The sequence below is a fragment of the Pseudarthrobacter sp. 1G09 genome, from assembly GCF_050038305.1.
Taxonomy (GTDB): Bacteria; Actinomycetota; Actinomycetes; order Actinomycetales; family Micrococcaceae; genus Arthrobacter; species Arthrobacter equi.
In genome coordinates this window covers 2,060,753-2,083,884 of sequence record NZ_CP188306.1, presented here as the reverse complement: position 1 = coordinate 2,083,884, position 23,132 = coordinate 2,060,753, and the positions used below count along the sequence as shown (strand labels likewise).

Below are 23,132 nucleotides of genomic sequence, written 5' to 3'. Positions count from 1 at the left end.
TGTCGGGTGCGGTGTGCCGGGCAGTTCAGGAAGGCCGGGCACCCCGAGACTATGAGCCTGAGCCGGGGGTCACAATGCACTCGAACATGCTCGATCAAGGTTGGTCCGAACCGTTCTGAGAGCATTCGCTAAACAGGATGTGCAGGCCTATCGATTGGGATCGCCTCAACGCGGCACGGTGACTAGTGTCCCTTCCCTAGTCGGGTCCTTCGCGAACCACGCCTCTTGGTCCACGACCCGCCGGATGCGGTCAACAGGCACTTGTATGCCAGCGTCTGATGGAATGCCGAGTCCCGCTTCGTCGGCTTGCAAGGGTTCGAGTGCGGCCAGTTGCGAGGCCAGCACGGATGCTGGCATGAAGTGTCCGGTCCGCTGCAGGAGGCGTCCCTCCAGTAGGGACGGGGCTACCTCAAGCAGGACGAACGTGGTTTCGGCCGCGACGCGGCGGATGGCGTCCCGGTAGCTCCGTTTCAGGGCCGAGCAAGCCACTACTGTTCTCTGAGGACGGGGCTCGGCCAACTCGGAGCCGACCAGCTGGAGCCAAGGCCACCGGCCTGCATCGTCCAAAGGGATGCCGGCGCGCATCTTTTCCTCGTTGGCCGGGGGGGTGGAGCGTGTCGGCAGCGGTGAAGGTTGAGCCTATGCTGGACGCCAGTGCGGACCCGGCAACGGACTTGCCGGGTCCGCAGACTCCCCGGATCCTTTGCGGAGCAATCTCCAGAGTAATGTCGCTCCTCTCCCCCGGCACATGAACACGCGCTCGTCGGCTGACCAACGCAAACGCACCAACAGAAAGCCAACCTGGCATCTGAGAACATCATCGGCCCTGTGTTGATAAAGCGGTACTTCGCGATTTATTGCGCGTGACTTCTTTCCGGACGTTCGGGTCGAGGCGGCAGTGACGGGTTCCTCTGCCCCCCGGCAGCCCGGCGGAGACCGAGGCCTACACCCTGGTCCTGGCTTCATGGATGAGCGAGGGGTAGCGAACGGGTGCGCCCGGCGAACGGGCGCACCCTTTCCCATGTACCGATGCGGCCCTACTCGAAGAGTTCGACGCGGGGTTGGCCTTGGACCCCACTGCGCTCCATTGCCTCCCGCAGGTCAGCTCTGCCGAAGAACGCCTGGGCGGTCTCCGCATCGGCAAAGTGGTGGATGACGAGAACGTTGTCGGGATCATCGACCATCCGGTGTACCGACTGCTCAGTCACTCCGCCTTCCTTCTGCATGTCGCCCACCGTGTCGTAGACCTTGCGCCAGGCGTCGTAGTCGGCGACGCGGTGCAGGATGTGTGCAACAGTCATAATGCTTCTCCTTCGAAGCGTGCCGCGTTGTTCCGTCGGGCGCCGATCGGGCATACAGCCGACCTGAACAGCGCAGCTCAACCATTCGCGGCGGCCCGGGTGTGGACCGCCAATGGCTGTATTACTCCGGTCCGGCCCACGGTGTCAACGGGATCAGCGAGCTGAGCCCCGAACGGCCGGATCGCCGTCGAAAAGCACTCGAACCGGAGTTGCTCCCGCGTCTTCTGGTGGCTCAGCCCTGGAATTTCACTATTGCTGCGCCCATGTCGGGGCCGACATGAACAGCGCGGTGGTGGGATGGTCAACGGAATGGGACGCCGCCACGACAGAAGCCTTCTTCGTCTCCGACCCGGATAGCGGCGAGGGACTGAACTTCACAATGAAGTAGCGCCGTCAGCCATCACGACGCCATGGACCGCTGGGCTACCGCAAAGCGGTGCGCAGGCGCTCGGCGAGGTCGCTGACGGATTCGCGCCATTCGAATTCGTCGGCGTCGTCCCAGAGTTCCGCCAGCTCGGACTCCTCCCCCGCTTGGAGGAGCATACTGATCGCATGGCTGAGTCGAATGATTTCCTGGCCTGGGTGAGGACCTCGCTCTATGGGGCGGAACTGGCCCTTCATAACGGAGACGCTGTGCCGCGTCGGGCGATCTGGTCCCGTAAGGATCCGGTCAGTGTTCTGGGTGCTTGGCGCAATGCCTTCGGCCAGCAGGAACTGGATCAACTGTTCACTAGCCTCGCAAAGCAGTTTTCCAACTGCACGTCCTACCGGTTTGAGCTCCTGGCCTACGACGTCGTCGGGGACCTGGCGTACACGGCCGGCCTCGAACACACGTCAGTTTCAGTCGACGGCGAGCCGCGAAGTTACATCCTCAGGGCCACACAAATTTACCGCCGGGAAGACGGTCTGTGGAAGGTCACTCACCGGCACGGCGATACAGTGAACCCCTGAGCACCCGAAGTCGGCCCTGTGGCTAGACTGGTTCGGGTAAGGACGGATTGGGGGATCCAGGGCGGCGCTGCCGTTGTTCCACTGGTCGGTCGCAACAGGCGAACCAAGGAAGACCATGACCTTCTTCCAGGACCTGCCCATACCCGAGCCGCCACGCCGTGGCCGCACCGTCCGCTACGTTCCACCCGAATGGGCCGGTGCCCCACGTCGAGATGTCCTCAAGCGGAACGCTCTGGCTGTGACCGCTTCCGCCGGCCGGGGACCTGCGCCTGGTAACCCAGTGGACCGAAATGGGCATGCCCGAATCCTCCATCACTCTCGACGGCGCGCAGCTCAATGTGGCCGCAGCAGGTGCTCAGAATTACTGGACGGGCCAAGGCGGACAAGGATGATCGACCCTGACAGCATTGCCCCGACTCTGGTCTTCACGCCGATCATCTTCTACGTCCTCTACGGCGTGATCCGCTCCGCTGTTCGCGACGGCATCCTCCAAGCCGACGAACGGCGGCAAGCGGGGAGGCAACTGGGTAATTGTCCGCTGGACGTCCGATACAAGGGGCACCAACCCCATGCTGGACGGTGAAGGGTGAATCGGAGCAAGGCGCCTTCGTGGCCTTGGAGCGAAGTCTGGCCTTGGGGCGTCGGTATTTTCGTGGTGACGTTCTTTGTGCTCCCGTGGTCCCTCATGGAGGTGGGCCGCTGCATCGATTACGTGCCCGGCTACGGGGAAAGCTTCTGTGAAAGTGGCCCAGTCATCGGCCGTCCGGCCGCCACGATTGTAGGAGCAGTATCGGCTCTGCTGATCCTCTATTTCCTGTACCGCATCGTGCGGGTTCTGATCCAGCGCAGGAGGAACCGACACTCGCCAACGCCGAGCTAGCAGACGGCCAGCTGGAAATCGATCCGGCGCGGCGCCGGATCGGCGATGCCCATCTGCCAGATGGGGCCGTATCCGGCATTCATCAGTCGATGGCCTTCCGGTCCATGGATTTCAGAGCGGCGAGGCGGGCTTCCACTTCGGTCTGCTCGCCGAGGTCTTCGAGGGAGGCGAATTGGGCATCCAGGGATGAGGCGGCGAGTTCCTGCTGGCCGCGGACGGTGGCTTCCTGACGGCGGATGTTCTCCTCGTACCGGCCAATGGCAGACGTCGGGTCGCCGGAGTCCAACGCCCTGAGGGCGTCGTTCACCTGGGTTTGGGTGGCGGCGACCCGGGCCCGATTGACGAGCTCGTTGCGCTTGGCGGTCAGTTCCCCAAGTTTGCCGCGCATCTGGTCCAGGCCGCTCTTCAGCTTGTTGACGACCTCATTTTGAGCGGCAAGCGCCGGCGCCCCGGTCTTAGCTGTGGATTCAGCCGTCATCTGCCGTTGAAGAGCCAGCCGGGCCAGGGCATCGAACTTGTCCGCGTCGCTGTTGCCGGCGGCCCGGAACTCGTCCGCCTTGCGGGAAGCTGCAATGGCCTTGTTGCCCCAGGAGTTGGCGTCGTCGACCGCCCGTTTGTGGTCGTCCTCGGCCATCCGGAGGTTACCGATCGTCTGCGCGACCGCGGCCTCGGCTTCACGGATATTGTTCGAGTAGTCGCGGACCATCTGGTCCAGCATCTTCTGCGGGTCTTCCGCGGAATCCAGGACGGCGTTCAGGTTGGCCTTGGCGAGCTGGGCGACGCGGGCGAAAATACTCTGCTTCACGGGGGTCTTTCTATCGGGGACGTCATTCGTATCCTAGGTGTCCGGCAACGGTATGGGCGGGGCGCACCGGACAACTACATCTTTCCAGACTGCCAGCCGCCCGAGGCCGGAGGCCAGCCCAACCGTTGCCCAGAGCCCCAAGGCCTGCAAGGTCCAGCCAAAGCCAAGCAGGGATCCCAACGCCCAAAAGCACAGCGTCGGTACGACGAGGAAGGTGGCAACATGGATCCACTGGTTCCGGACGTGCCGAAGCAGGCGGCCCAGGATCCAGCCCAATGGCAGGCCGACGACTAAAGAGACGCCGTAGCCGTACAACAGCACCATCAGGCCCAGGTTGAACCAGAACCCCTGCGAGGTCGCAGCGAGGACAGCGTACAACCCGATGAGCCACAGGGTTGTGGTGATCGCCCAGCCCTTAAATAGCGCTTGGCCGGTAAGGATCACGCCCTTTCGGAGCAGGCCGTAGCGCTCCACCATCTCCTCTTCCGGGAGCTCACCGTTCATAACCGCCACCAATTCTCAACGCGGCCCGCCGCCTTGCTTACGTCCTACCGCATCCTCGAGATCCACCACCAGTGCCGTATTGCCGCATGTCAGCCTCAGGACTCCGTCTGTGGAGCCCAGCTGGCAGTCCAAATCCTTCACCCGTGGCCCTCCGGAGAGCTCGGGTACGCTGCGGACCCACTGGTAGTGGTACGCGTCGTACTCGGTGTAGATGTCGACGGCCTCGCCGTCGAAACCGTCCTGTGTCACAAGGACTGACTGCCCGTCGACTGCCGTGATCTTCATGGTGTCACTGACCCCGAACGCACCAAAGGCTGCGAAGAGAAACACAAGGCCGAAGTACGGCACGCAGGCGACAGCAACGACGCCCGTAGTCCAGCCTAGGACCCGCCGTGGGGTCTTTTTTGGGACGCGGCTGATCAAGGTCGGCAGAAGCAAGGACAGCCCGACTGCCGCGCATAGGATCGCCACCACTAGAAACCACCAGGCGATCGAGTTCCCAGGAATTCCAACGTAGAGGAGCAGCTTTTCCCGGCACCAGCCCGGTACTGCCCGTAGATGACGTGGTACGCCCAAGCGCAGACGGCCGCTGCGATGATGAGGGCGGTCCCCCAAACCTCACGACGGGTCGGTCGCCTTCTCCAGCCACTCATCGGCGAAACTTCAGGCGGTCTGCCCTAGCTGGGTCCCCGATCCAGTACAGGAGGTTCGTAGTCGTATTGACAAGCCAACCTGTCTTTCAGAAATTGTTGAAACGCGCTTACTGACAGCCCTTTAAGATGCTGGCCATGGCGTCGTGTTCTGCTTGGGTGACCCAGAGAGTGTATTTGCCCTTGACCGCTGTCTGGCGTGCAATATATTCGCACCGGAAAGCCTTGTTCGGCGGTAGCCATGTGGCGGCGTCTTTGTCGCCTTTAGCGCTGTTGGTGGGGCCGTCGGCTGCCATAAGGTTTAGTGGGTCGTTCGCGAGTTGCTTGCGCAGATCTGCACTCAGCTGCTGGGCACCTTTTTGCCAGGCGTCGCTGAGTGGAACGATGTGGTCGATCTGAACGTCTGCGCTGGTGTTCTGGCCGCGGACGAAGTTGATGGTGGTGCCGGTGTACTTATCCGCCAGAGTGCCAGTCACGACGACGCAGTCGTGGGTGCCTGCCTTGAACGTTTCGTTGGTCAGGTCGCGGGCGAGGATGTCGTTGCGTGTATCGCAGCCGTTGTGGTCTGTATCGGCCCAGGCAGGTCCGAACTCATCGCGGGTGTAGCCGGTCTTCGGGGCGCGGCCCTTGACCGGGATGCTCTCCAACTGAACGAGAGCCTGCGCTGCTTCACGGCCGGTGTCGCCGCCTGCCGGCTGAGTAGCAGAGTTGCTGGGAGCAGAACCGACGCCGTCGAGGGAGCGGGCGGCCACCTCACAGCCAGCAAGGGGACCAACGAACAGAAGAGCGGCCGCAGCTGTCAGGGCCGGGGCGATGGAGCGACTAATTTTGAACTGCCCTTCTGCGTTGCTTCGAAAGGTTCCACGCTAACGTCGGTTATCGCCGGCGCACGGTAAGAGTGAATGTTGTGCCCGCCACATACTGGAGCACGTGTCAGAACCGAGCGGCCACGCGTATGCCAGCCGGCCCCAGTTCACTGTGGCGAGTCTTACATTTGCCCCAGCATGCGTGGAGCTCTCGCCGCGGCGACCAACACACAAGAGGACGCGGCCGCCGTCGAACACCACAAACAATCCATCCTCAAAAGGCCGCCAGCGGCAGCGGTTCAGGGCGCGCACCGGCTCTGGACCGGGATGCTCAGCTAGTCTCGACACCGAACTGGTCCAGGATCGAATGGGCCCAGTACCTCAGTCGAGTAGCGCTACGCCGAACTCAGCGACGACGGCCCGCAATTCCCTGAGGTAGCGCTGCGCTTGGTCGGTAAGCGGAATTGAGGCGTGGCCGATCCAGCCGATCTCGATGCGTTCGTCAACGTCGAGCGGGATGGCGACGATCTCCGGGTCCAGTTGCCCGCTGATGATGCCTGTCGAGATTGTGTAGCCGTGGAGCCCGATCATGAGGTTGAAGATCGTCGCACGGTCAGAGACCCGGATTTCCTGCTTACTGGACAAGGTGGAGAGAATCTCCTCGGCGAAGTAGAAAGAGTTGTTCGCACCTTGATCGAAGGTCAGCCGCGGCAAGCCGGCGAGATCGTCGAGAGTCGCACGCTCTTTTGCGGCGAGCGGGTTGTTCCGTGAAATGAAGATGTGCGGATCGGCGAGGAAAAGTGGAGTGAACCCGAGCCCGGATTCCCGGAGCAGCTTGTCGATGATCTTCCGGTTGAAATCGTTCCGGTAGAGGATGCCTATCTCGCTGCGGAGCGTCCGGACATCCTCGATGATGTCCCAGGTGCGCGACTCACGCAGTGAGAACTCGTATTCGGCAACCTCAGTGGCCTTGACCATCCGGACGAAGGCATCCACCGCGAACGAGTAGTGCTGCGTTGACACCCCGAGCAAACGTCGCCGCGGCGGCCTGCCAAGGTAGCGCTGCTCAAGGAGAGCGAACTGCTCCACGACCTGCCTCGCGTAGCCGAGGAACTCTACCCCGTCGGCGGTGAGGGTGACCCCGCGGGCGGAGCGAAGCAGGAGCGCACGGCCCACCCGGGCCTCAAGGTCCTTCATCGCGGCGGACATTGTCGGCTGCGCAACGTAGAGAAGATCGGCGGCCGCGGAGATCGACCCCTCAGCTGCGACTTCTATGAAGTAGCGGAGCTGCTGCAGGGTCAGTCCGCTCGAAATCTGGGCCATAGGCAAATTCTATATGAATGCATAGCAGCGCCTAGTTACCCGATACCCCCTGAAAGGCTGCACCATGGATACGTCCCCTTCTGGAAGGCCGTCTCCGGCCCATCAACAACGGATTGGCAGCATGGCAGACGACTTCACCTTCAGTATTACCACCACCCGCTTCGACGAGGACTACTCCCCCGCGGAAGGCTCCCGGATCACGACGAATTTCGCCAACCTGGCGCGGGGCGAGCACCGCCAGGAGAACCTCCGCAACGCCTTGACCATGATGCGGCGCCGCTTCAACGATCTCGCAGACTGGGACAACCCGGACCGGGACCGCTACACGCTCGAGCTTGAGATCGTTTCCGTGCAGATACAGCTCACCGCGGACGGCACGGATCAGCAGTTCCCGCTGTTCGAGGTTCTCGACATCCAGATCGTCGACCTGCTGAACGGGGTCCGCCACCAGGGGATCGTCGGCAACAATTTCTCCTCCTACGTCCGGGACTTCGACTTCAGCGTTGTACTGCCGGCGGCAGCAGGGGACTCAGGCAAGCCCACCGTGCCCGAGGACTTCGGCGACCTTCACGGCAAGCTGTTCCAGCACTTCCTCGATTCCCCGGAATGCCAGGAGCGCTTCCCGCAGCCGCCAGTGGTTTGCATCAGCGTCTCCACAAGCAAAACGTACCGGCGAACCGGAAACCGTCACCCGGTCCTGGGCATCGAGTACCAGCAGGACGATTTCTCGCTGACGGACGCGTACTTCGCAAAGATGGGGCTGAAGGTCCGCTACTTCATGCCCCGCGGCAGCGTTGCGCCGCTTGCCTTCTATTTCCGCGGCGACCTGCTCAATGACTACACCAACCTGCAGCTCATCGGCACGATCAGCACCATGGAGACGTTCCAGAAGATCTACCGCCCGGAGGTCTACAACGCGAACTCCGCCGCCGCCGTCGTCTACCAGCCGAGCCTGGGCGAGCAGGATTACTCGCGGACGCAGATCGCTTACGACCGCGTCGAGCGCGGTCAGCTCGCGGTCAAGCAGGCGAAGTACACGGAGGAACACTTCATCACGCCCCACAGGGATCTGTTGGACCAGTGGACCGCCAACTACCCCGCCCTCGTCAACTGACCCACGGAGAATCGCCAATCATGAACGCACTTTTGCCCACCACCCTTGTCGGAAGCCTGCCGAAACCTTCGTGGCTCGCACAGCCGGAGACTCTGTGGTCCCCGTGGAAGCTCGAGGGAGATGCGCTGCTCGAGGGCAAGCAGGACGCGCTGCGCATCGCCATCCACGAGCAGAGCCGGCGCGGCATCGACATCGTCAGCGATGGCGAGCAAACCCGCCAGCACTTCGTCACCACCTTCATCGAGCATCTCAGCGGGGTCGACTTTGAACAGCGCAAAACCGTGCGCATCCGCGACCGCTACGACGCGAGCGTACCGACCGTCGTCGGACCGGTGCGCCGCGAGCGGCCGGTATTCGTCGAAGACGCAAAATTCCTCCGCGCCACCACCGACAAGCCGATCAAATGGACTCTTCCCGGTCCCATGACGATGGTGGACACCCTCTACGATGACCACTACAAGAGCCGCGAGAAGCTGGCCTGGGAGTTCGCCACGATCCTGAACCAGGAGGCGAAAGAACTCGAGGCGGCCGGCGTGGATATCATCCAGTTCGACGAGCCCGCGTTCAATGTCTTCCTCGATGAGGTCAAGGATTGGGGCGTGGCTGCGCTTGAGAGAGCGGCAGAAGGGCTGCGTGCGGAGACCGCCGTGCATATCTGCTACGGCTACGGGATCAAGGCCAACAATGACTGGAAGGCGACGCTCGGCTCGCAGTGGCGGCAGTACGAGGAAACGTTCCCGCTGCTGCAGAGCTCCAGCATCGACATCATCTCGCTGGAGTCCCAGAACTCCCACGTGCCCATGGACCTCATCGAGCTGCTCCGCGGCAAGAAAGTCATGCTCGGCGCTATCGACGTCGCAAGCGAGACCATTGAGACCCCGGAGGAAGTCGCCGACACCCTCCGCAAGGCCCTGCAGTTCGTCGATGCGGACAAGCTCATCCCCAGCTCCAACTGCGGAATGGCACCGTTCCCCCGGGACGTCGCGCTGGCCAAGCTGAGTGCCCTCAGCGCAGGGACAAACATCGTTCGCGAAGAACTCGCCCGCTCCGCCCCCACGGCGTCATAACGATGTTTCACGCCTACCCCGCAAACACCTGGCTCGAGGCTCCGAAGCAGAGCTCCCCATCCTCCCTCTCGGCCGACGAATTCAAAGCACTGTTCCGTGGCCACCCGGGGGGTGTCGCCGTCATTACGGCGGATACCGGCGACGGACCGGTGGCACTGACGGTATCGTCGGTCGTGTCAGTGAGTGCGGAACCTCCGTTGCTGATTTTCTCGGTCTCGGCACTGTCCTCTGCGTCCGAAGTGCTTTCCCGCGCCGAAACCGTCGTGGTGCACCTGCTGGACGCGCACGATATCCGCTTGGCGAAGTTTGGAGCGACCCCCGGAGCCGACCGTTTTGACCAGACGCACCCCTGGTCGACCCTTGCAACCGGCGAAGCGGTCTATGACGATGTCCGCGCCTGGGTGCGCTGCGCCGTCATCGACCGCATGGAGGTGGGGACCTCCACAATCATCGCCGTTCACGCCCTGGAATACCGCGTGCTGCGTGACGTCCCGGCAGGCGAACCCGGCGACGCCTTGGTCTACCACAACCGTGCATGGCACCGCTTGGGCGAGCATTCCAAGCTTGAAGGCTGAGCGCCGCGCTAACCATTCCGGGGAGAAAGCCGTAGGGCTTACGACGGCGGGAGGATTACTCCCGCCGTCGTCCTCGATAAAGTCGGTGCGTCCACCGCCTTCCCGCGGTTCCTCCAGCGGTAGCCCACGGGGGGCTTTCGGAGCCATGATGTCACTATGACTGATCCCCAACGGAAGCTGTCCACCGCCGAGCTTGCCGAAGCCGGACTCACCGGCTGGCACCTGACCGGTGACGCCCTCACCGCCACCTTCAGGACCCGAAAGTTCTCGACCGGCCTGGAGTTCGTCAACCGTATTGGCGCCTCCGCCGAGGAGGCCAACCACCACCCCGACCTCACGCTCACTTACCCGGAGGTCAGCGTCACTCTCTCAAGCCACGACGTCGGCGGGATCACCAGCCGCGACATCGACCTCGCCCGAACCATCAGCGGCCACGCCTCCGACCTCGGGGTCGCCGCCGCGGAGTGATTTCGCGCCGTCAGGTCAGGTCTTAGTTCGACACACCGCATGGTGGTGTTCCAAAAGTTCGTGTTTGTAATGGAGCAAAAACTCGTGTCTGTAGTGAAGCCCCACCCACGATGACGCAACGATCTCGTCAATAAAACTGACAGGCTGCAACGGTGCTTGTTCGGTCTTGAGCATCGGCTCCGGTTCACTCGATGGTGTCGCGTTGATCCTACTGCTGGTTCGAAATAATCGGCGCAGAATCATCGTCTCTCATCTCGTTTCATAGGTGGTGAGAGCAGGTGCCCGGACCAAATCCCGGTCGAGGACATCCCCGCGAAAGAAGGAGAGGGCTGGGGAACTAGAAGGCTTTGAGGATGTCCTCGACGCGTTGTTTGGCGTCGCCAAAGAGCATCTGCGAGTTGTCGCGGAAGAACAACGGGTTCTGGACTCCGGCGTAGCCTGCGGCCATGGAGCGTTTGAACACGACGACATTCTCGGCTTCCCACACTTTGAGGACCGGCATTCCGGCGATGGGGCTGCCGGGGTCTTCTGCCGCGGCGGGGTTGACGGTGTCGTTGGCGCCGATGACCAGGACCACGGAGGTGCTGTCGAGGTCGTCATTGATTTCGTCCATTTCCAACACAATGTCGTAGGGGACCTTGGCTTCGGCAAGGAGGACGTTCATATGCCCGGGCAGGCGTCCGGCGACGGGGTGGATCCCGAACCTGACGTTCACGCCGCGTTCGCGCAATTGGTGTGCGAGTTCGGCCACGGGGTATTGGGCCTGGGCCACTGCCATGCCGTAGCCGGGAGTGATCACGACGGACGAGGCGTTGGTGAGCATTTCGGCTGTTGCCTCGGCCGTGATTTCACGGTGCTCGCCCTGGTCTGTGTCCCCTTTGCTGGCGGGGGCGGCGATGCCGAAGCCGCCGGCGATCACGGAGATGAAGGACCGGTTCATGGCCTTGCACATGATGTAGGACAAGTAGGCGCCGGAGGAACCAACCAGTGCACCGGTGATGATAAGCAGGTCATTGTTCAGCAGGAAGCCTGCCGCGGCCGCGGCCCAGCCGGAGTAGCTGTTGAGCATGGACACGACGACGGGCATGTCGCCGCCGCCGATTGAGGCCACCAGGTGCCACCCCAGTCCGAGGGCAAGCACCGTAACAACGACGAGGAGCCAGAGCTGGGAGTCATTGACGTACCAGACGGTCAAGGCGACGAACACGGCGAGGGCGCCGAGGTTGACGGCGTTTTTGCCGGGCAGCATCAGCGGTGAGGATTTCATCCGGGCCGACAGTTTCAGGAACGCGACGATGGAGCCGGTGAAGGTGACCGCTCCGATGAAGACGCCGATGAACACTTCGGCGTGGTGGACGTCCTCAAGGGCTCCGGTCAGGTCAGGGTCTTGGAGGTGGCCGTTCCAGCCAACGAGCACCGCGGCCAGGCCGACGAAGCTGTGCAGCAGCGCGATGAGCTCGGGCATGCCGGTCATCTCTACCACCCGGGCGCGCCAGAGCCCGATCGCACCGCCCACCAGGACCGCGGCGACGAGCAGGGCCAGGCCGGTCAGGCCGTGGCTTGTTCCCCAGGCACCTTGCACAGTCAGCCACACCGTGGCGCCTAAGGCGATCACCATGCCGGTGATGCCGTAGATGACACCAGCCCTGGCTTTTTCGTGCTTGCTCAACCCGGCCAGGCTGAGGATGAACAGCAGGGCCGCGACGACGTAGGCCGCCCCGGCGATGGATTCCGCGGTCAGCGGACCAGAGACGGCGTCAGGCAAAGTAAGGCTCCTCGAGATGATTTCAGTTGCTTCGGTGGCGGGGCTCATGAACGTGCCTTCCCGGCCGAGAACATGGCGAGCATGCGCCGGGTCACGGCGAAACCGCCAAAGATGTTGATGCTGGCCAGGAGGACTGCGACGGCCGCGAGGACCTGCACCACCGGGTTCTCCGAGGTGACCTGCAGCAGGGCACCGACCACGATGATCCCCGAGATTGCATTAGTGACAGACATCAGCGGGGTGTGCAGGGCGTGATGGACTTTCCCGATGACGTAAAAGCCCACCACGACCGAAAGCATCAGCACCGTGAAGTGCTGCGGCAGCGGCGCCGGGGCCACCGCGTTGATGCCAAAGAGGGCAGCGATCCCCGAGGCGAACAAAACCGCCTTGCCCGCAGGACTGAGGCCTTCCTTCTTCTTCGGCGCATCGGTTACTTCTGCCATGGCCGGGGCCTGGGCGGCGGGGGCAGCGGAGACCTGCACCCGGGGCGGCGGCCAGGTCTTCTCACCCTCCCGAACTACAGTCACTGAACGCTGGACGACGTCGTCGAAGTCGATTCTCAGCTGACCGTCCTTCTCCGGGGTGAGGAGCTTTAGGAGGTTCAACAGGTTAGTTCCATACAGCTGCGAAGCCTGAGCCGGCAACCGGGCCGGCAGGTCCGTGTAGCCGAGGATGACTACACCGTTTTCGGTGACGGTCCGCTCCCCGGCCACCGAGCCTTCCACGTTGCCGCCCTGGCCGGCAGCCATATCAACAATCACGCTGCCCGGCTTCATCGCGGCCACGTCATCGGCCGTGAGCAGCTTCGGCGCCGGCCGGCCCGGGATCAGGGCCGTGGTGATGATGATGTCCACATCCGCTGCCTGTTCGGAGTAGATCTCCGCGGCACGCCGGTTGTACGCCTCCGACGTTGCTTTGGCGTACCCATCCGAGGATTTCATCTCCTCCTCAACCTCTACCTTGAGGTAGGACCCGCCAATGGACTTCACCTGATCCGCGACCTCCGGCCGAGGATCCGTCGCGCGCACAATAGCGCCCAAGCTCGAGGCCGCACCGATCGCCGCCAGCCCGGCAACACCTGCACCCGCCACCAGGACCTTTGCCGGCGGGACTTTGCCCGCAGCGGTCACCTGGCCCGTAAAGAACCTGCCAAACTCGTGGGCCGCCTCAATCACGGCACGATACCCGGCGATATTCGCCATCGAACTGAGCACATCCATCGACTGCGCACGCGAAATCCGCGGGACAGCATCCAACGCCAGCACCGTGATCGGACGCACCGCAAGCGCCTCCACCAGTTCCGGCCGCAAACTTGGGGCCAACATTCCAATCAGCGTCGCACCGTCAGCCAAACGGCCAATCTCGTCCTCCGAGGGTGGATTGATCCGCAGCACCACCTCGCTGCCCCACGCTTCATCAGCACCCACCACCGAGGCACCTGCAGATTCGTAGTCCTCGTCACGGAACGCTGAGGACTCCCCCGCACCCTTCTCGACCACAATCTCGTAGCCCAACTCCAACAACCGCTTCACCGTGGTGGGCGTCGCCGCCACCCGGCTCTCGCTGCCTAACTCGGCGACAATGCCAATACGTGTCACTATGATCTCTCTCTTTAACGTGTGATGCCCCGGTGAATACTGTTGCCGGGAGGCAGTAGGAAACTGTCCTGCTATCGAAGGCCAGCCGCCGCCGAGACGGACGACGCCGGGAGGCTGAGTAGCTGCGCGCCGTCCCCTGGAGGGTGGGGCTACTACCAGGCAGGGTTCGTATTCCGCGAACGCCAGTCGCCTCTCATGAATCGGTGCGGACGGCGGTCCGTGGCTGAGCGCTGCCAGTATGTTTGTACTCAATCTGCGATTCGTGGATCGGTAAGCCGGGGTTCGGGTAGGGCGCTTGCTGGCCCGAGTTCATGACCGCCTGCAGGAATTTCTTAATAACGGTCTTGCTTCCCGTCATCGCCGCGAAGCGTCCCGGGAGTAGCTGATAGCCCGGCTGCCGTCCATAGCTTCTGCGGGGGCCTTGCGCCGCTGCGGAATGCCAGGGCCAGGGCAGTACTCTCTATAGCTGTCCGCTATGGCCTGGTCCGTCGCTTCGACGATGTGTGGCCCTCCACACGGCCGCCGCTTGGGCGACGCTGATGGCGGGCTCTGAGCCCAGACGATTAAGCCGACGCGCGTGTTCTTTCATGCCAATCCACTCCTCATTGAGCTGGTGGTCGAGCCGCATATGGACCCAACCAAGCACTGATATATCTATAATACTGCTAAAAACATATCAGATAGGTCATTATCTCGCCAGCACCCATTGCGAACTGTTGGCGTCACAGAAACCGGTGCCGGTACGAAGACCGGCGGCCTAAACCCTGCGCTGGTGGACTTGCTGATCCCGCTGGTGGGTAGTCTGTGAAAGCTCTATACCGCTCCCACATGCTCTTCAAGATCAGCCTGTACTCCTCGGGCGTGAGGAGCACAGCCTCGTCCTAGCCCTTCTCAGTGTTCGTGGCGGTGAAATGAGGCCACGAATGTTATGGATGGACTAGGGCGCCTTGCCCTTGGCCAACATCGACTTCACCCATTGCGCCATGACAGAGTAGCCAAGCTCTTCCACGGGCACGCGACCACTGACCGGCCGAAAATGGAGATCAGCTGGTCTGAAACGTGTTTGCGGTTCCGCTCGATGGTCGGACCAGAAGATGAGTGTGTTTCTGGATGACTTCCGCCACAGTGGGTGAAGGCTTTGACGCCATCTGGAGCGTTCGCGGATCCTGGCCATGGAAAATGCTGCACGCTGTCCGTACTAAGCCGGTCAACAGGCCGTTGAACTGCGGAAACACTGTGCCCGAGGCGACTCGAACTACATTCCACGCCTTGCAAACACCGGGAATCGCTGAAAACATGCGGAATCCGGAGCAGTCCAAAGACGGTAAGAATCCATCCGGCGCCAAGAGTGTGAACAATGTCCTCACTCTTTTCTTACGGTCCCCGTGGTCTGCTCAGCCTGATGGAATCTTCATTGTCGGTGCTGCCATTGGTTCATAGCCTTTCCTCCGACTTCGGAGATCAGAACCGGGCATCGAGTTCCAGTAAAGAGTTGGGCATGAATAGATCATTCCGAGGAGCAGAGATCACGGCGTGCCCGGCCGCCAAACGGTTAGTTGCGGGCATGAACGGCTGAGTCCGGACAACGTGATGAGCGCGGAGAGTTCGGCCTTGTCATCGTGAAGGTAGGCCAGCGCTCCTGGATTTGGCTGTCAGGTGCCTTGGTAGTCGCCGGAACCTTGCTCGGGAACTATCCAATTGCCCTCTTGCGTTCGTTTTCCCCGCATGACGCCGAACATCATGTCGGATATTCCGGTCGGATCGCCTCCCGTCCGGACAAAATCCTCTCGTCGGCGTCTACCCTCCCGGAGGTTGGTATACACGTAAATGGCGCCGCCCAAAGTGGCGCCGATGATGGCACCGACGAGGTAGAGGGTTTTCACCGTCGGACTGAACGGAAGCAAGATGCAGGCCCCTAGGATTGCCCCGGCTCCTATTGAGAGGGCCCAGCCCACAACTACTGCCCCACGCAGGCTTGAATTGCTCGGGCGGTAGATGTGGACGAATTTGGTCGGATCAACGGGCGGAGGTGTCTTCCTCGACCGGCGCCCCTTTGACTGGATCATGTTCTTCCTTTGAAAATTCAGCGTCGATGCCCGAGCTCGCAGATGTGGGTTTCTCCCAGTTTAGGTGGTAAGCCCTGCTCGATTGCATGAGTGCAGCCCCGCCGTCAAACCGGTGCTGATATCGATAGTTGTGTGGTTGCAGTACTTGAAGGGCGAAAAGCACTAAGCCTTCGCAAGGCCTCCGGGAAGCTCCCTTCCGGACATCGAATCCTGTCGTAAAAGCTTACGGAATCTAACTTATCGGCGTTTGAAAATGACTGAGGGAGAAGCCCGGAAGGGGGGCTTCATTTCGCCCGTCTGATGAAGGTGCCAACAGCCGGGAGGGAATAACTCAGGCAATCTGCCATCTCCGGCACGACGCATTTTTAGCTTACGTTCAATAGCCGCGGAGCCTGCGATGAAGTGGTCGGTCGCGCGACCTTATCTATACGCGGTCTCGACCGCTCGGACGGCCAGTTGATCAGAAGTCTTCGAGTCGGTTCTGATCAACCAGCGCCCCTCATTATCCGTTCCATCGGCAAAGGGGTTGGAGTCGTCCGTGGGAAACGGGTAAACCACGTGAGCGAAGAAGAAGGTGTCGTCGTCGCAGACGCCCAGGAAGGGGTATTCCCCCGCGGACGGCATGGCTGACTTGCTGCTTGCCGTGCAAATGGTGCCGTCCGTCAATTCCAGGTAAACAGGTCGTCCTTGAACTCCCGGACTCTTCGTCGACCCTATCCCCCGGAGGTTGAGACCACGAAGAACCTGCCAGCTCAGGTCCTGTTCGAGGCACGCGAATGTGTCAGCTGCTGCCGGATTGCGGAAGCACAGTGCGTCTGGGAAGTGGACCATACCCGGTGCATCAAAGATGCACATGTAGGCGTCGGACCTTTCACTGACCCGTGACGGATCGCACCAGTTGGTTTCTGACGCGGTGAGCGAGACTACCCCGGGCTTGGTGCTCAGTTGTTCGCCCGCCCAAGGATCGAGAGTGACGATTTGCGTTCCTTTTGGCCCAGACGAAGCTGTTTTTGGTTCATCCTCAGTGTTGGAACAGGCAACAAGCACCACCATCGTGGCCAATACGAAAGAAATTCGCGTGCGATGCATTTCGACCTCCTGGAGGAAATGATCCCGCCAGTCTGCATACTGCTTCATGCTGCCGCCTAGGGTATCCGGCCCCCTTTTTCAAGCTTAGGGAATGCCCGCACGCACCTCGGACAAACTCATTCGGTTGTCGCCAAGGGAGTGTTAGCTCTAAACTCCAGCCGGGCCGGCACGGCCCGACCCCACACCCAGGGGGGGTCTTGACACTTTCCTTTAATCTGTCGCATGAGCCTTTTCATCACCTGCCCCGATGAAAGCGTCGAGCGTACGACCTCTTGCTATACCGCACTCGGCTGGACCCTCAACACCGAGATGTCCGACCACAACGTCTCATGTTCCGAGATCGCGCGACCAATGGATCATGTCGGAGGCGCCGAGGAGCTGGTCGGCGGACCCGACACCCCTTCGAAGGTCAATGTCTCTTTCGACCTCGGCGGTCGCGAAGCAGTTGACGAGCTCATCGAACGCGCCCGCGCCGCGGGCGGGCGGGCGGGCGGATCGGAGCCACCGATGACTAGCCATTCGTGTACCAGCGCCAGTTCGACGACCCCGACGGTTACCACTACTCGCCGTTCTGGATGAAGCCGGACGTCGACCCGAACCCGTGAGCAACCTCGCCGCGGCTTTCGAACTCGTCGGGGCACGGTGGGCCCTGCTCATCGTGGAGCGGCTGCTCGACGGTCCATAGCGCTACAGCGATCTGCGGCGCGACCTCGGGGTACCGACGAACCAGCTTGCGACCCGGCTGCGCGAGCTCGAGGCGGCCGGCGTACTGCCCCGCCTGCCTCTTCGGCACCTCACCCGCGCCTACGCCCTCACAGACCGCGGGATCGCCCTCCGCGAAGCGGTCGTCGCTCTGGCACGATCGGGCGACGAAGAGCGCCAGGTAATCCGCGACAGGCACTGCCTTGATACAACTCGGGCGCAGAAACCGCCTGCAGCGGATAAATGATCCTGGTCCTCAAAGGGATCCCGACAGTGGTTTGGGCTCCCCGCGTTAGTCGGCGAAAAGCATACTAGGACATGACTGAACTCCATGATTTCCTTGCCTGGCTTAGGACCGCTGTGGTCGAGGCGGAACTGGCCCTCCACAACGGCGACGCGGGGCCGCGCAGGGCGATCTGGTCCCGCAACGAACCCGTGTCCGTGCTGGGCGCCTGGCGCAATGCCATTGGTCAGCAGGAGCTCAATAACCGGTTCACCGGCCTCGCCCAGCAGTTCTCCGACTGGACCTCATACCGCTTCGAGCTCCTGGCCGACGGCGTCACAGTCGACATGGCGTACACCGCCGGGCTGGAACACGCCACAGCATCCGTCGACAGGGAACCGCGCAGCTACACCCTTCGGGCCACGCAGATCTACCGCCGCGAAGACGGCCCTTGGAAAGTCGCCCACGGACAGGGGTGGCCCCGGCTTTGCCGGGCGCTTCCCCCACCTGAGCTCCGGGACTGCACAGCTGAGGTCTGGCCCTAGGCTGCCCCACGCTTCCGTCCAGTTCAGCCGGCGGCCTGGCTGCTGTCGTACCCCAGCGCACGGCTGGCTTCGAGGCCCGCCTGGGCTACCACCGGGCCCAGCCGCTCAACGTCGGCAGGCCCGATCCGCTGGGTGGGGAATCCCAGGCCGACAGCGCACGCCAGCCGCCCGGTGTGGTCGAACACCGGCGCACTGATGGAACCCACGTCCTGGTGGCGTTCCCCGAAAGCTGCGAAATATCCTTGCCGGCGGGCAACCGCCGCCTGCTCCCTGAGCGTCTCAACAGACACCGGCGTGTCAGGCGTAAAGCCCTGAAGACCCTGCTCATTCAGGGCATCCCAGGCCCCGGGGTCGAACGCCAGGAAGACCTTGCCGGGAGCGCCTGCGTGCAGCGGCATGACCATGCCCACCATGAACGGCCGCATCACCACGTGCCGCGTCTCGGCCACCGCAACGATCGTGCGGAACGCCCCGTCCCGGACATACAGGCACGCCGTTTCCCCGGTGTCATCCCGCAGCTGCTGCAGGACCGGCTTCACCAGCCGGACCACGTCCAGCCCGAACGTCCCCGGCGTGGCCCAGCGGACCAGCCCGATGCCAATCCGGTACCTGTCGCCGTCGCGGTCCAGGAATCCTTCACGGAGCATGTTCTGCACCAGGCGCTGGCAGGTGCTGGACGGCAGCCCCGTCTTGCGGATGATCTGCTGCAGCGTCGGCTCGGGCTCTGCCACTGAAAAACAGTCCAGGATCTCCGCCACCTTATGCAGGACCAACAGGGGCGAAGCCCCGGTCCCGGGTTCCTTAACCACCGCTCAAACCCCTTCAATCATGTTCCGCCGGCAGCCTCCAGCATAGTGAGCCGGAAGCAGGCCCAGGACGTGATCCACTTGACATCCCACCGAAGTGACCCACATCATGGGATTAGAACCCACCTTATGGGTTTCCCCCAATGTATCCCCATCACAACGACGTGGAGAATCCATGAGCACCCCCGCAATCACCTGTGAAACCGCCCCCGAGCCCAAGCGCCCCGGGATGAGCCGCGTGGGACTGATCGTCCCCAGCTCCAACACCACCATGGAGACCGAACTGCCGGAGCTGTTCCGGCGCCAGGCCGAGGCCACGGGCCACAAGTACACCTTCCACTCCGCCCGCGCCGGCATGAAGAAAGTCACCACTGAGGAACTGCTGGCCATGGTGGGCAAGGCAGCCCAGTGCGCCGAAGCAGTCTCCGATGCCGATGTGGACGTCATCGCCTACGCCTGCCTGGTAGCCGTCATGGCCCAAGGCCCCGAAGCCCACGAGGGCTCCGAGAAGGTCATCGCTGACGCCGCCACAGACAACGGCCACCCCGCCCCGGTCACCAGCAGCGCCGGCGCCCTGGTCCGCACCCTGCACGAAATCGGCGCGCACAAAGTCGCCATGATCACCCCCTACATGAAGCCGCTGACCAAGATGGTGGTGGACTACATCGAGGGCTCGGGCATCACGGTCCTGGACGCCATCAGCCTCGAAGTGGCGGACAACCTCGAGGTCGGCTGCCTGGACCCGCGGAACCTTCCCGCGCTGGCCCGCAGCCTGAAGCGCGAAGGCGCAGACGCCGTCGTGCTGTCCGCCTGCGTCCAGATGCCCTCACTCGCCGCCGTCCAGACCGTGGAAGACGAGCTGGGGCTCCCCGTCATCACGGCGGCCACAGCCACTACTTACGAGATCCTCAAGGCCCTCGGCCACACGCCCGCCATCACCGGCGCGGGCAGCCTGCTCTCCGGCGCCGGCGTCCTCACGCCGTCGAACGCGTAGGCGGTTGGCACCATGTCGCTCTCACTCATCGCGTTCCTGGTGCTGGTGGCGGCCTTCGCCGTCGGGTCCTTCACCAAGATTAACGCCGGGCTCCTGGCCACCGTCGCCGCGTTCGGCGTCGGCACCCTCCTGGCCGGCATGTCCATCAAGGACGTCATCGGACAGTTCCCCGCAGGGCTCTTCTTCATCCTGGTGGGCGCTACCCTGCTGTTCGCCATCGTCCGGATCAACGGCACCATAGACCTGCTGGCCTATTGGGCTGAACGGCTCGCCGGCGACCGGAAGATCCTGGTTCCCATCCTGATGTTCCTGCTGACTGCAGCGCTGGCCTCCGCCGGCGCGTTCACGCCCGCCGCCATCGCCATCGTTGCCCCGGTGGGCCTGGCGCTGGGCGCGCGGTTTGGCATCAGCACCCTGGCCATGGGCCTGGTCATCGTCCAGGGTGCCAACGCCGGCGCGTTCTCCCCCGTCAACCCCTTCGGCGTCCTGGGCAACAAGATGCTGGACGGCGCCGGCGCCTCGGACGGTTCCTTCAGGCTCTACGCATACTGCTTCATCTTCAACGCCATCCTGGCCGTGATCGCCTACACCCTGGTGCAGGCCATCATGAAGCGGCGGGCAGCCAAGGCGGACGCCCGTCACGCCGGCGGCGGTGACAGTGCCCTGAAGAACGACGGCGGCGCTGACGCACCCGAAGGAAGCGGCGTTTCAGGTTCCGGCGCGGCCGGAACGGCCGTGCTCACCGCACCGGCCTCGGTAACCGCCGGAACCCGGACCCGTCCAGAGAAGGTGGCCGCAACCCCCACGCGGATCCTCACGTTGGCGGGCATCGCCTCCCTGCTGGTGCTCACCACCGTCCTGGGGCTCGATGTGGGAGTTGCCTCGCTGATCATCGCCGCGGTGCTGATCTGCCTGGACTCCAGCGTGCAGAAGCCGGCGGTGGAGAGCATGCCGTGGTCGGCCATCATCCTGGTCACCGGCATCGTCACCTACGTGGGCATGCTGGAAAAGATGGGTGCGCTGAAGGAGCTCCAGGAAGGCATTGCAGGCTTGGGCAACAGTTCCCTCGCGGCGCTGATTGCCAGCTACGTGGTGGCCATCGTTTCAGCGTTCGCCTCCACCACCGGAACCCTCGGTGTCATCAGCCCGGTGATTGAGCCCATCGCCATGGACCCGCTGCTCACCCCGGTGGGCGTGGTGACGGCGATCGCCATCAGCTCCTCCGTGGTTGATGTCAGCCCGATGTCCACCAGCGGCGCCCTGCTGATGGCCAGCGCCCAGCCCAAGGACGAGCGGATGTTCTTCCGAGCACTGCTGCTGTGGGCCATCGCGATGATCGGCATTGTGCCGCTCCTCGTCTGGTTCCTGTTCGTGCACCTGGGGATCGGCTAAGAGTTTTGGGTTGAAAAGGGAAAGGGACGTCCTCGCCGGACGTCCCTTTCCTTTACCCTTACCGGCAAGCCCCCGTACGGGCTGCGGGGGCGGGCCGCCCCTACTCCTTGGGCCGGAAATGGCCTGGCCAGTCCTTTAGCCGGATCCGGGTCAGGTCCTGGACGTCGCCGAGCGTGCCCCACTCATCCAGCCCCAGCCGGGCCAACGGTTCCAGCAGGTCGATCCGCGGGTGGCTGCCGTCGAGCACATCATCGCTCACGGCGGCATGCGTTACTTCGCCGAACACCAGAGTGGAGTCCCCTATCGGCAGCACGGAATGGAGGCGGCATTCCAGCGCCACCGGTGATTCCTTGACCCGGGGCGCGGCCACGGTGAGGCTCGGCTCCCGGGTCAGGCCCGCGGCGTCGAACTCGCTGGTGTCCGGAGGGAAGTTGGTGCCGGTGGCATTGACCTCTTCCAAGAGCGCGGCCGGGGCCAGATTGACCACAAATTCCCCTGACGCGTTGATGTTGCGGAGCGAATCCTTCTCCCCCACCGACGTGAACTGTACGATGGGCGGATTGGTGGAAGCTACCGTGAAGAAGGAATGTGGCGCCACGTTGTCAACGCCCTCCGGAGAAACGCTCGAAACCCACGCGATGGGCCGGGGCACCACCACCGCAGTGAGCAACCGGTAAAAATCATGGGCGGACGTCGCCGAAGGACTGAAATCAGTACGCATGCTGCCAGACTAACGGTCACCGGACACCCCCGCCGGGAGTTCTGGATTAACCGCAGCGGTTACGTCAACAGGACCTGTTCGATCGCCCCATCTCCTGGATCGACGTCCGCATCCTTAAGCACTCTGATCAGCCCCCTCTGGACTGCTGTGAGGTTGGTAGTTCTACTAGGCTGTCCGCATGAGTACTGATGATGAGAAGGATCCTCCTGTCTCCGCCGAGCTGGCCGGTGCTGCTGAACGCGTCCGCCACGGGCAACCGGCGGATCAGGAAACCCCTTCAGCCCAAAGTGATTCCACGGACGATGCGAAGGGGTAGGGCGGACAAGTTCCGCTTTCCCCTTCAGCCAGTGAGTAGCTTGCCGCTATAAACCGGCATCGATGCCGGGGCCGGGAATGGCCGACTGAGAGTCAGGCATGGGCAACCCTTGCCGCGTCTCGTGGCGGCAGATCAGGGCCCCTGGTGCCGCTCTGCCGCTTCCAGTCCGATGGGAAATCCGGCCGCCGCCTGAGCACACCCAGCACCGCTCCGACATTATCCACGTTTCCGGCCATTCACGCTACCCTCGACATCCCATACTAAGGGTGCTTAGCATTGAGGCGCGGTAGCTACCGATTTTCGCGAAGGTGTTGGCCAGCCGGGTCTCCCAGGGCAGCCAGCCACCTCAATCCTTGGGCCTCCCACCCATTGGGGCGGACTCAGAGGTCCTCTACATATCCCACTCCCTCGTGACCGACGCACGCGTACCTCGATGGCGCGCGCCTCGGACCCTGCCTGCCGGCCGCGGGG

Annotated in this window: 25 protein-coding genes; 12 read left to right on the top strand and 13 right to left on the bottom strand. The window is 62.9% G+C overall.

Annotation, left to right across the window (positions count from 1 at the left end):
* Window positions 1–165: 165 nt before the first annotated feature.
* Window positions 166–585, bottom strand: coding sequence for a gluconokinase (locus ACP3TD_RS09605; RefSeq protein ID WP_426767036.1), 420 nt, complete (start codon window positions 583–585; stop codon window positions 166–168).
* A gap of 452 nt (window positions 586–1,037) precedes the next feature.
* On the bottom strand, window positions 1,038–1,301 hold the full coding sequence (locus tag ACP3TD_RS09600) for a hypothetical protein (protein WP_426767035.1): 264 nt from the start codon (window positions 1,299–1,301) through the stop codon (window positions 1,038–1,040).
* Window positions 1,302–1,853: 552 nt separating this feature from the next.
* On the opposite strand from ACP3TD_RS09600, the gene ACP3TD_RS09595 reads away from it, so the two are divergent.
* Complete coding sequence (locus tag ACP3TD_RS09595) at window positions 1,854–2,252, top strand: nuclear transport factor 2 family protein (protein WP_426767034.1); 399 nt, start codon at window positions 1,854–1,856, stop codon at window positions 2,250–2,252.
* Between the two features lie 388 nt (window positions 2,253–2,640).
* Window positions 2,641–2,835 (top strand): hypothetical protein, encoded by a 195-nt coding sequence (locus ACP3TD_RS09590; RefSeq protein WP_426767033.1) that lies wholly within the window; start codon window positions 2,641–2,643, stop codon window positions 2,833–2,835.
* Between the two features lie 379 nt (window positions 2,836–3,214).
* On the opposite strand, the gene ACP3TD_RS09585 is transcribed toward ACP3TD_RS09590, so the two are convergent.
* From ACP3TD_RS09585 to ACP3TD_RS09565, 5 genes are all read right to left on the bottom strand, one after another.
* Window positions 3,215–3,937, bottom strand: a complete 723-nt coding sequence (locus ACP3TD_RS09585; protein ID WP_426767031.1) for a PspA/IM30 family protein — start codon at window positions 3,935–3,937, stop codon at window positions 3,215–3,217.
* Between the two features lie 33 nt (window positions 3,938–3,970).
* Window positions 3,971–4,441 carry a hypothetical protein gene (locus ACP3TD_RS09580; protein ID WP_426767029.1) on the bottom strand — a complete coding sequence of 157 codons (471 nt, stop codon included), beginning with the start codon at window positions 4,439–4,441 and terminating at the stop codon, window positions 3,971–3,973.
* 15 nt (window positions 4,442–4,456) lie between these two features.
* On the bottom strand, window positions 4,457–4,771 hold the full coding sequence (locus tag ACP3TD_RS09575; protein ID WP_426767027.1) for a hypothetical protein: 315 nt from the start codon (window positions 4,769–4,771) through the stop codon (window positions 4,457–4,459).
* 430 nt (window positions 4,772–5,201) lie between these two features.
* Entirely contained in the window at window positions 5,202–5,843 is a 642-nt protein-coding gene (locus ACP3TD_RS09570; RefSeq protein WP_426767026.1) for an HNH endonuclease family protein, read from the bottom strand.
* 435 nt (window positions 5,844–6,278) lie between these two features.
* On the bottom strand, window positions 6,279–7,220 hold the full coding sequence (locus tag ACP3TD_RS09565) for a LysR family transcriptional regulator (RefSeq protein WP_426767025.1): 942 nt from the start codon (window positions 7,218–7,220) through the stop codon (window positions 6,279–6,281).
* A gap of 121 nt (window positions 7,221–7,341) precedes the next feature.
* Here ACP3TD_RS09565 and ACP3TD_RS09560 point away from each other — a divergent pair, with 121 nt between their 5' ends.
* From ACP3TD_RS09560 to ACP3TD_RS09545, 4 genes are all read left to right on the top strand, one after another.
* Window positions 7,342–8,334 carry a DUF1852 domain-containing protein gene (locus tag ACP3TD_RS09560; RefSeq protein WP_426767023.1) on the top strand — a complete coding sequence of 331 codons (993 nt, stop codon included), beginning with the start codon at window positions 7,342–7,344 and terminating at the stop codon, window positions 8,332–8,334.
* 20 nt (window positions 8,335–8,354) lie between these two features.
* Window positions 8,355–9,401 (top strand): methionine synthase, encoded by a 1,047-nt coding sequence (locus ACP3TD_RS09555; protein ID WP_426767022.1) that lies wholly within the window; start codon window positions 8,355–8,357, stop codon window positions 9,399–9,401.
* Window positions 9,402–9,403: 2 nt separating this feature from the next.
* Entirely contained in the window at window positions 9,404–9,976 is a 573-nt protein-coding gene (locus ACP3TD_RS09550) for a flavin reductase family protein (RefSeq protein ID WP_426767020.1), read from the top strand.
* Between the two features lie 156 nt (window positions 9,977–10,132).
* A complete protein-coding gene (locus tag ACP3TD_RS09545; protein ID WP_426767018.1) occupies window positions 10,133–10,444 on the top strand; it encodes a 4a-hydroxytetrahydrobiopterin dehydratase in 312 nt (103 codons plus the stop codon).
* A 337-nt stretch (window positions 10,445–10,781) separates the two neighbouring features.
* Here ACP3TD_RS09545 and pntB read toward each other — a convergent pair whose 3' ends face one another.
* The 4 genes from pntB to ACP3TD_RS09525 form a co-directional block, all read right to left on the bottom strand.
* Window positions 10,782–12,257 carry a Re/Si-specific NAD(P)(+) transhydrogenase subunit beta gene (gene pntB / locus ACP3TD_RS09540; RefSeq protein ID WP_426767017.1) on the bottom strand — a complete coding sequence of 492 codons (1,476 nt, stop codon included), beginning with the start codon at window positions 12,255–12,257 and terminating at the stop codon, window positions 10,782–10,784.
* Window positions 12,254–13,807, bottom strand: coding sequence for a Re/Si-specific NAD(P)(+) transhydrogenase subunit alpha (locus ACP3TD_RS09535; protein WP_426767016.1), 1,554 nt, complete (start codon window positions 13,805–13,807; stop codon window positions 12,254–12,256). Before ACP3TD_RS09535 ends, pntB begins: the two co-directional genes overlap by 4 nt.
* Window positions 13,808–15,459: 1,652 nt before the next feature.
* A complete protein-coding gene (locus tag ACP3TD_RS09530; RefSeq protein WP_426767015.1) occupies window positions 15,460–15,873 on the bottom strand; it encodes a hypothetical protein in 414 nt (137 codons plus the stop codon).
* 420 nt (window positions 15,874–16,293) lie between these two features.
* The gene (locus tag ACP3TD_RS09525) at window positions 16,294–17,010 is read right to left on the bottom strand and encodes a hypothetical protein (RefSeq protein WP_426767013.1); all 717 of its coding nucleotides are present in this window, start codon (window positions 17,008–17,010) and stop codon (window positions 16,294–16,296) included.
* Window positions 17,011–17,184: 174 nt separating this feature from the next.
* Between ACP3TD_RS09525 and ACP3TD_RS09520 the strand changes: the two genes are divergently transcribed.
* From ACP3TD_RS09520 to ACP3TD_RS09510, 3 genes are all read left to right on the top strand, one after another.
* Window positions 17,185–17,541 carry a hypothetical protein gene (locus tag ACP3TD_RS09520; protein ID WP_426767012.1) on the top strand — a complete coding sequence of 119 codons (357 nt, stop codon included), beginning with the start codon at window positions 17,185–17,187 and terminating at the stop codon, window positions 17,539–17,541.
* Between the two features lie 118 nt (window positions 17,542–17,659).
* The gene (locus tag ACP3TD_RS09515; RefSeq protein ID WP_426767181.1) at window positions 17,660–17,911 is read left to right on the top strand and encodes a winged helix-turn-helix transcriptional regulator; all 252 of its coding nucleotides are present in this window, start codon (window positions 17,660–17,662) and stop codon (window positions 17,909–17,911) included.
* 71 nt (window positions 17,912–17,982) lie between these two features.
* On the top strand, window positions 17,983–18,432 hold the full coding sequence (locus tag ACP3TD_RS09510) for a nuclear transport factor 2 family protein (protein ID WP_426767010.1): 450 nt from the start codon (window positions 17,983–17,985) through the stop codon (window positions 18,430–18,432).
* A 23-nt stretch (window positions 18,433–18,455) separates the two neighbouring features.
* Here ACP3TD_RS09510 and ACP3TD_RS09505 read toward each other — a convergent pair whose 3' ends face one another.
* Window positions 18,456–19,241 carry an IclR family transcriptional regulator gene (locus tag ACP3TD_RS09505; RefSeq protein ID WP_426767009.1) on the bottom strand — a complete coding sequence of 262 codons (786 nt, stop codon included), beginning with the start codon at window positions 19,239–19,241 and terminating at the stop codon, window positions 18,456–18,458.
* 172 nt (window positions 19,242–19,413) lie between these two features.
* On the opposite strand from ACP3TD_RS09505, the gene ACP3TD_RS09500 reads away from it, so the two are divergent.
* Window positions 19,414–20,232: a maleate cis-trans isomerase family protein gene (locus tag ACP3TD_RS09500; protein ID WP_426767007.1), complete on the top strand. Its 819-nt coding sequence runs from the start codon at window positions 19,414–19,416 to the stop codon at window positions 20,230–20,232.
* A gap of 12 nt (window positions 20,233–20,244) precedes the next feature.
* A complete protein-coding gene (locus ACP3TD_RS09495; protein ID WP_426767006.1) occupies window positions 20,245–21,624 on the top strand; it encodes an SLC13 family permease in 1,380 nt (459 codons plus the stop codon).
* A 100-nt stretch (window positions 21,625–21,724) separates the two neighbouring features.
* On the opposite strand, the gene ACP3TD_RS09490 is transcribed toward ACP3TD_RS09495, so the two are convergent.
* Entirely contained in the window at window positions 21,725–22,345 is a 621-nt protein-coding gene (locus tag ACP3TD_RS09490) for a flavin reductase family protein (RefSeq protein WP_426767004.1), read from the bottom strand.
* Window positions 22,346–22,523: 178 nt separating this feature from the next.
* On the opposite strand from ACP3TD_RS09490, the gene ACP3TD_RS09485 reads away from it, so the two are divergent.
* Window positions 22,524–22,661 (top strand): hypothetical protein, encoded by a 138-nt coding sequence (locus tag ACP3TD_RS09485; RefSeq protein WP_426767003.1) that lies wholly within the window; start codon window positions 22,524–22,526, stop codon window positions 22,659–22,661.
* Window positions 22,662–23,132: the final 471 nt, after the last annotated feature.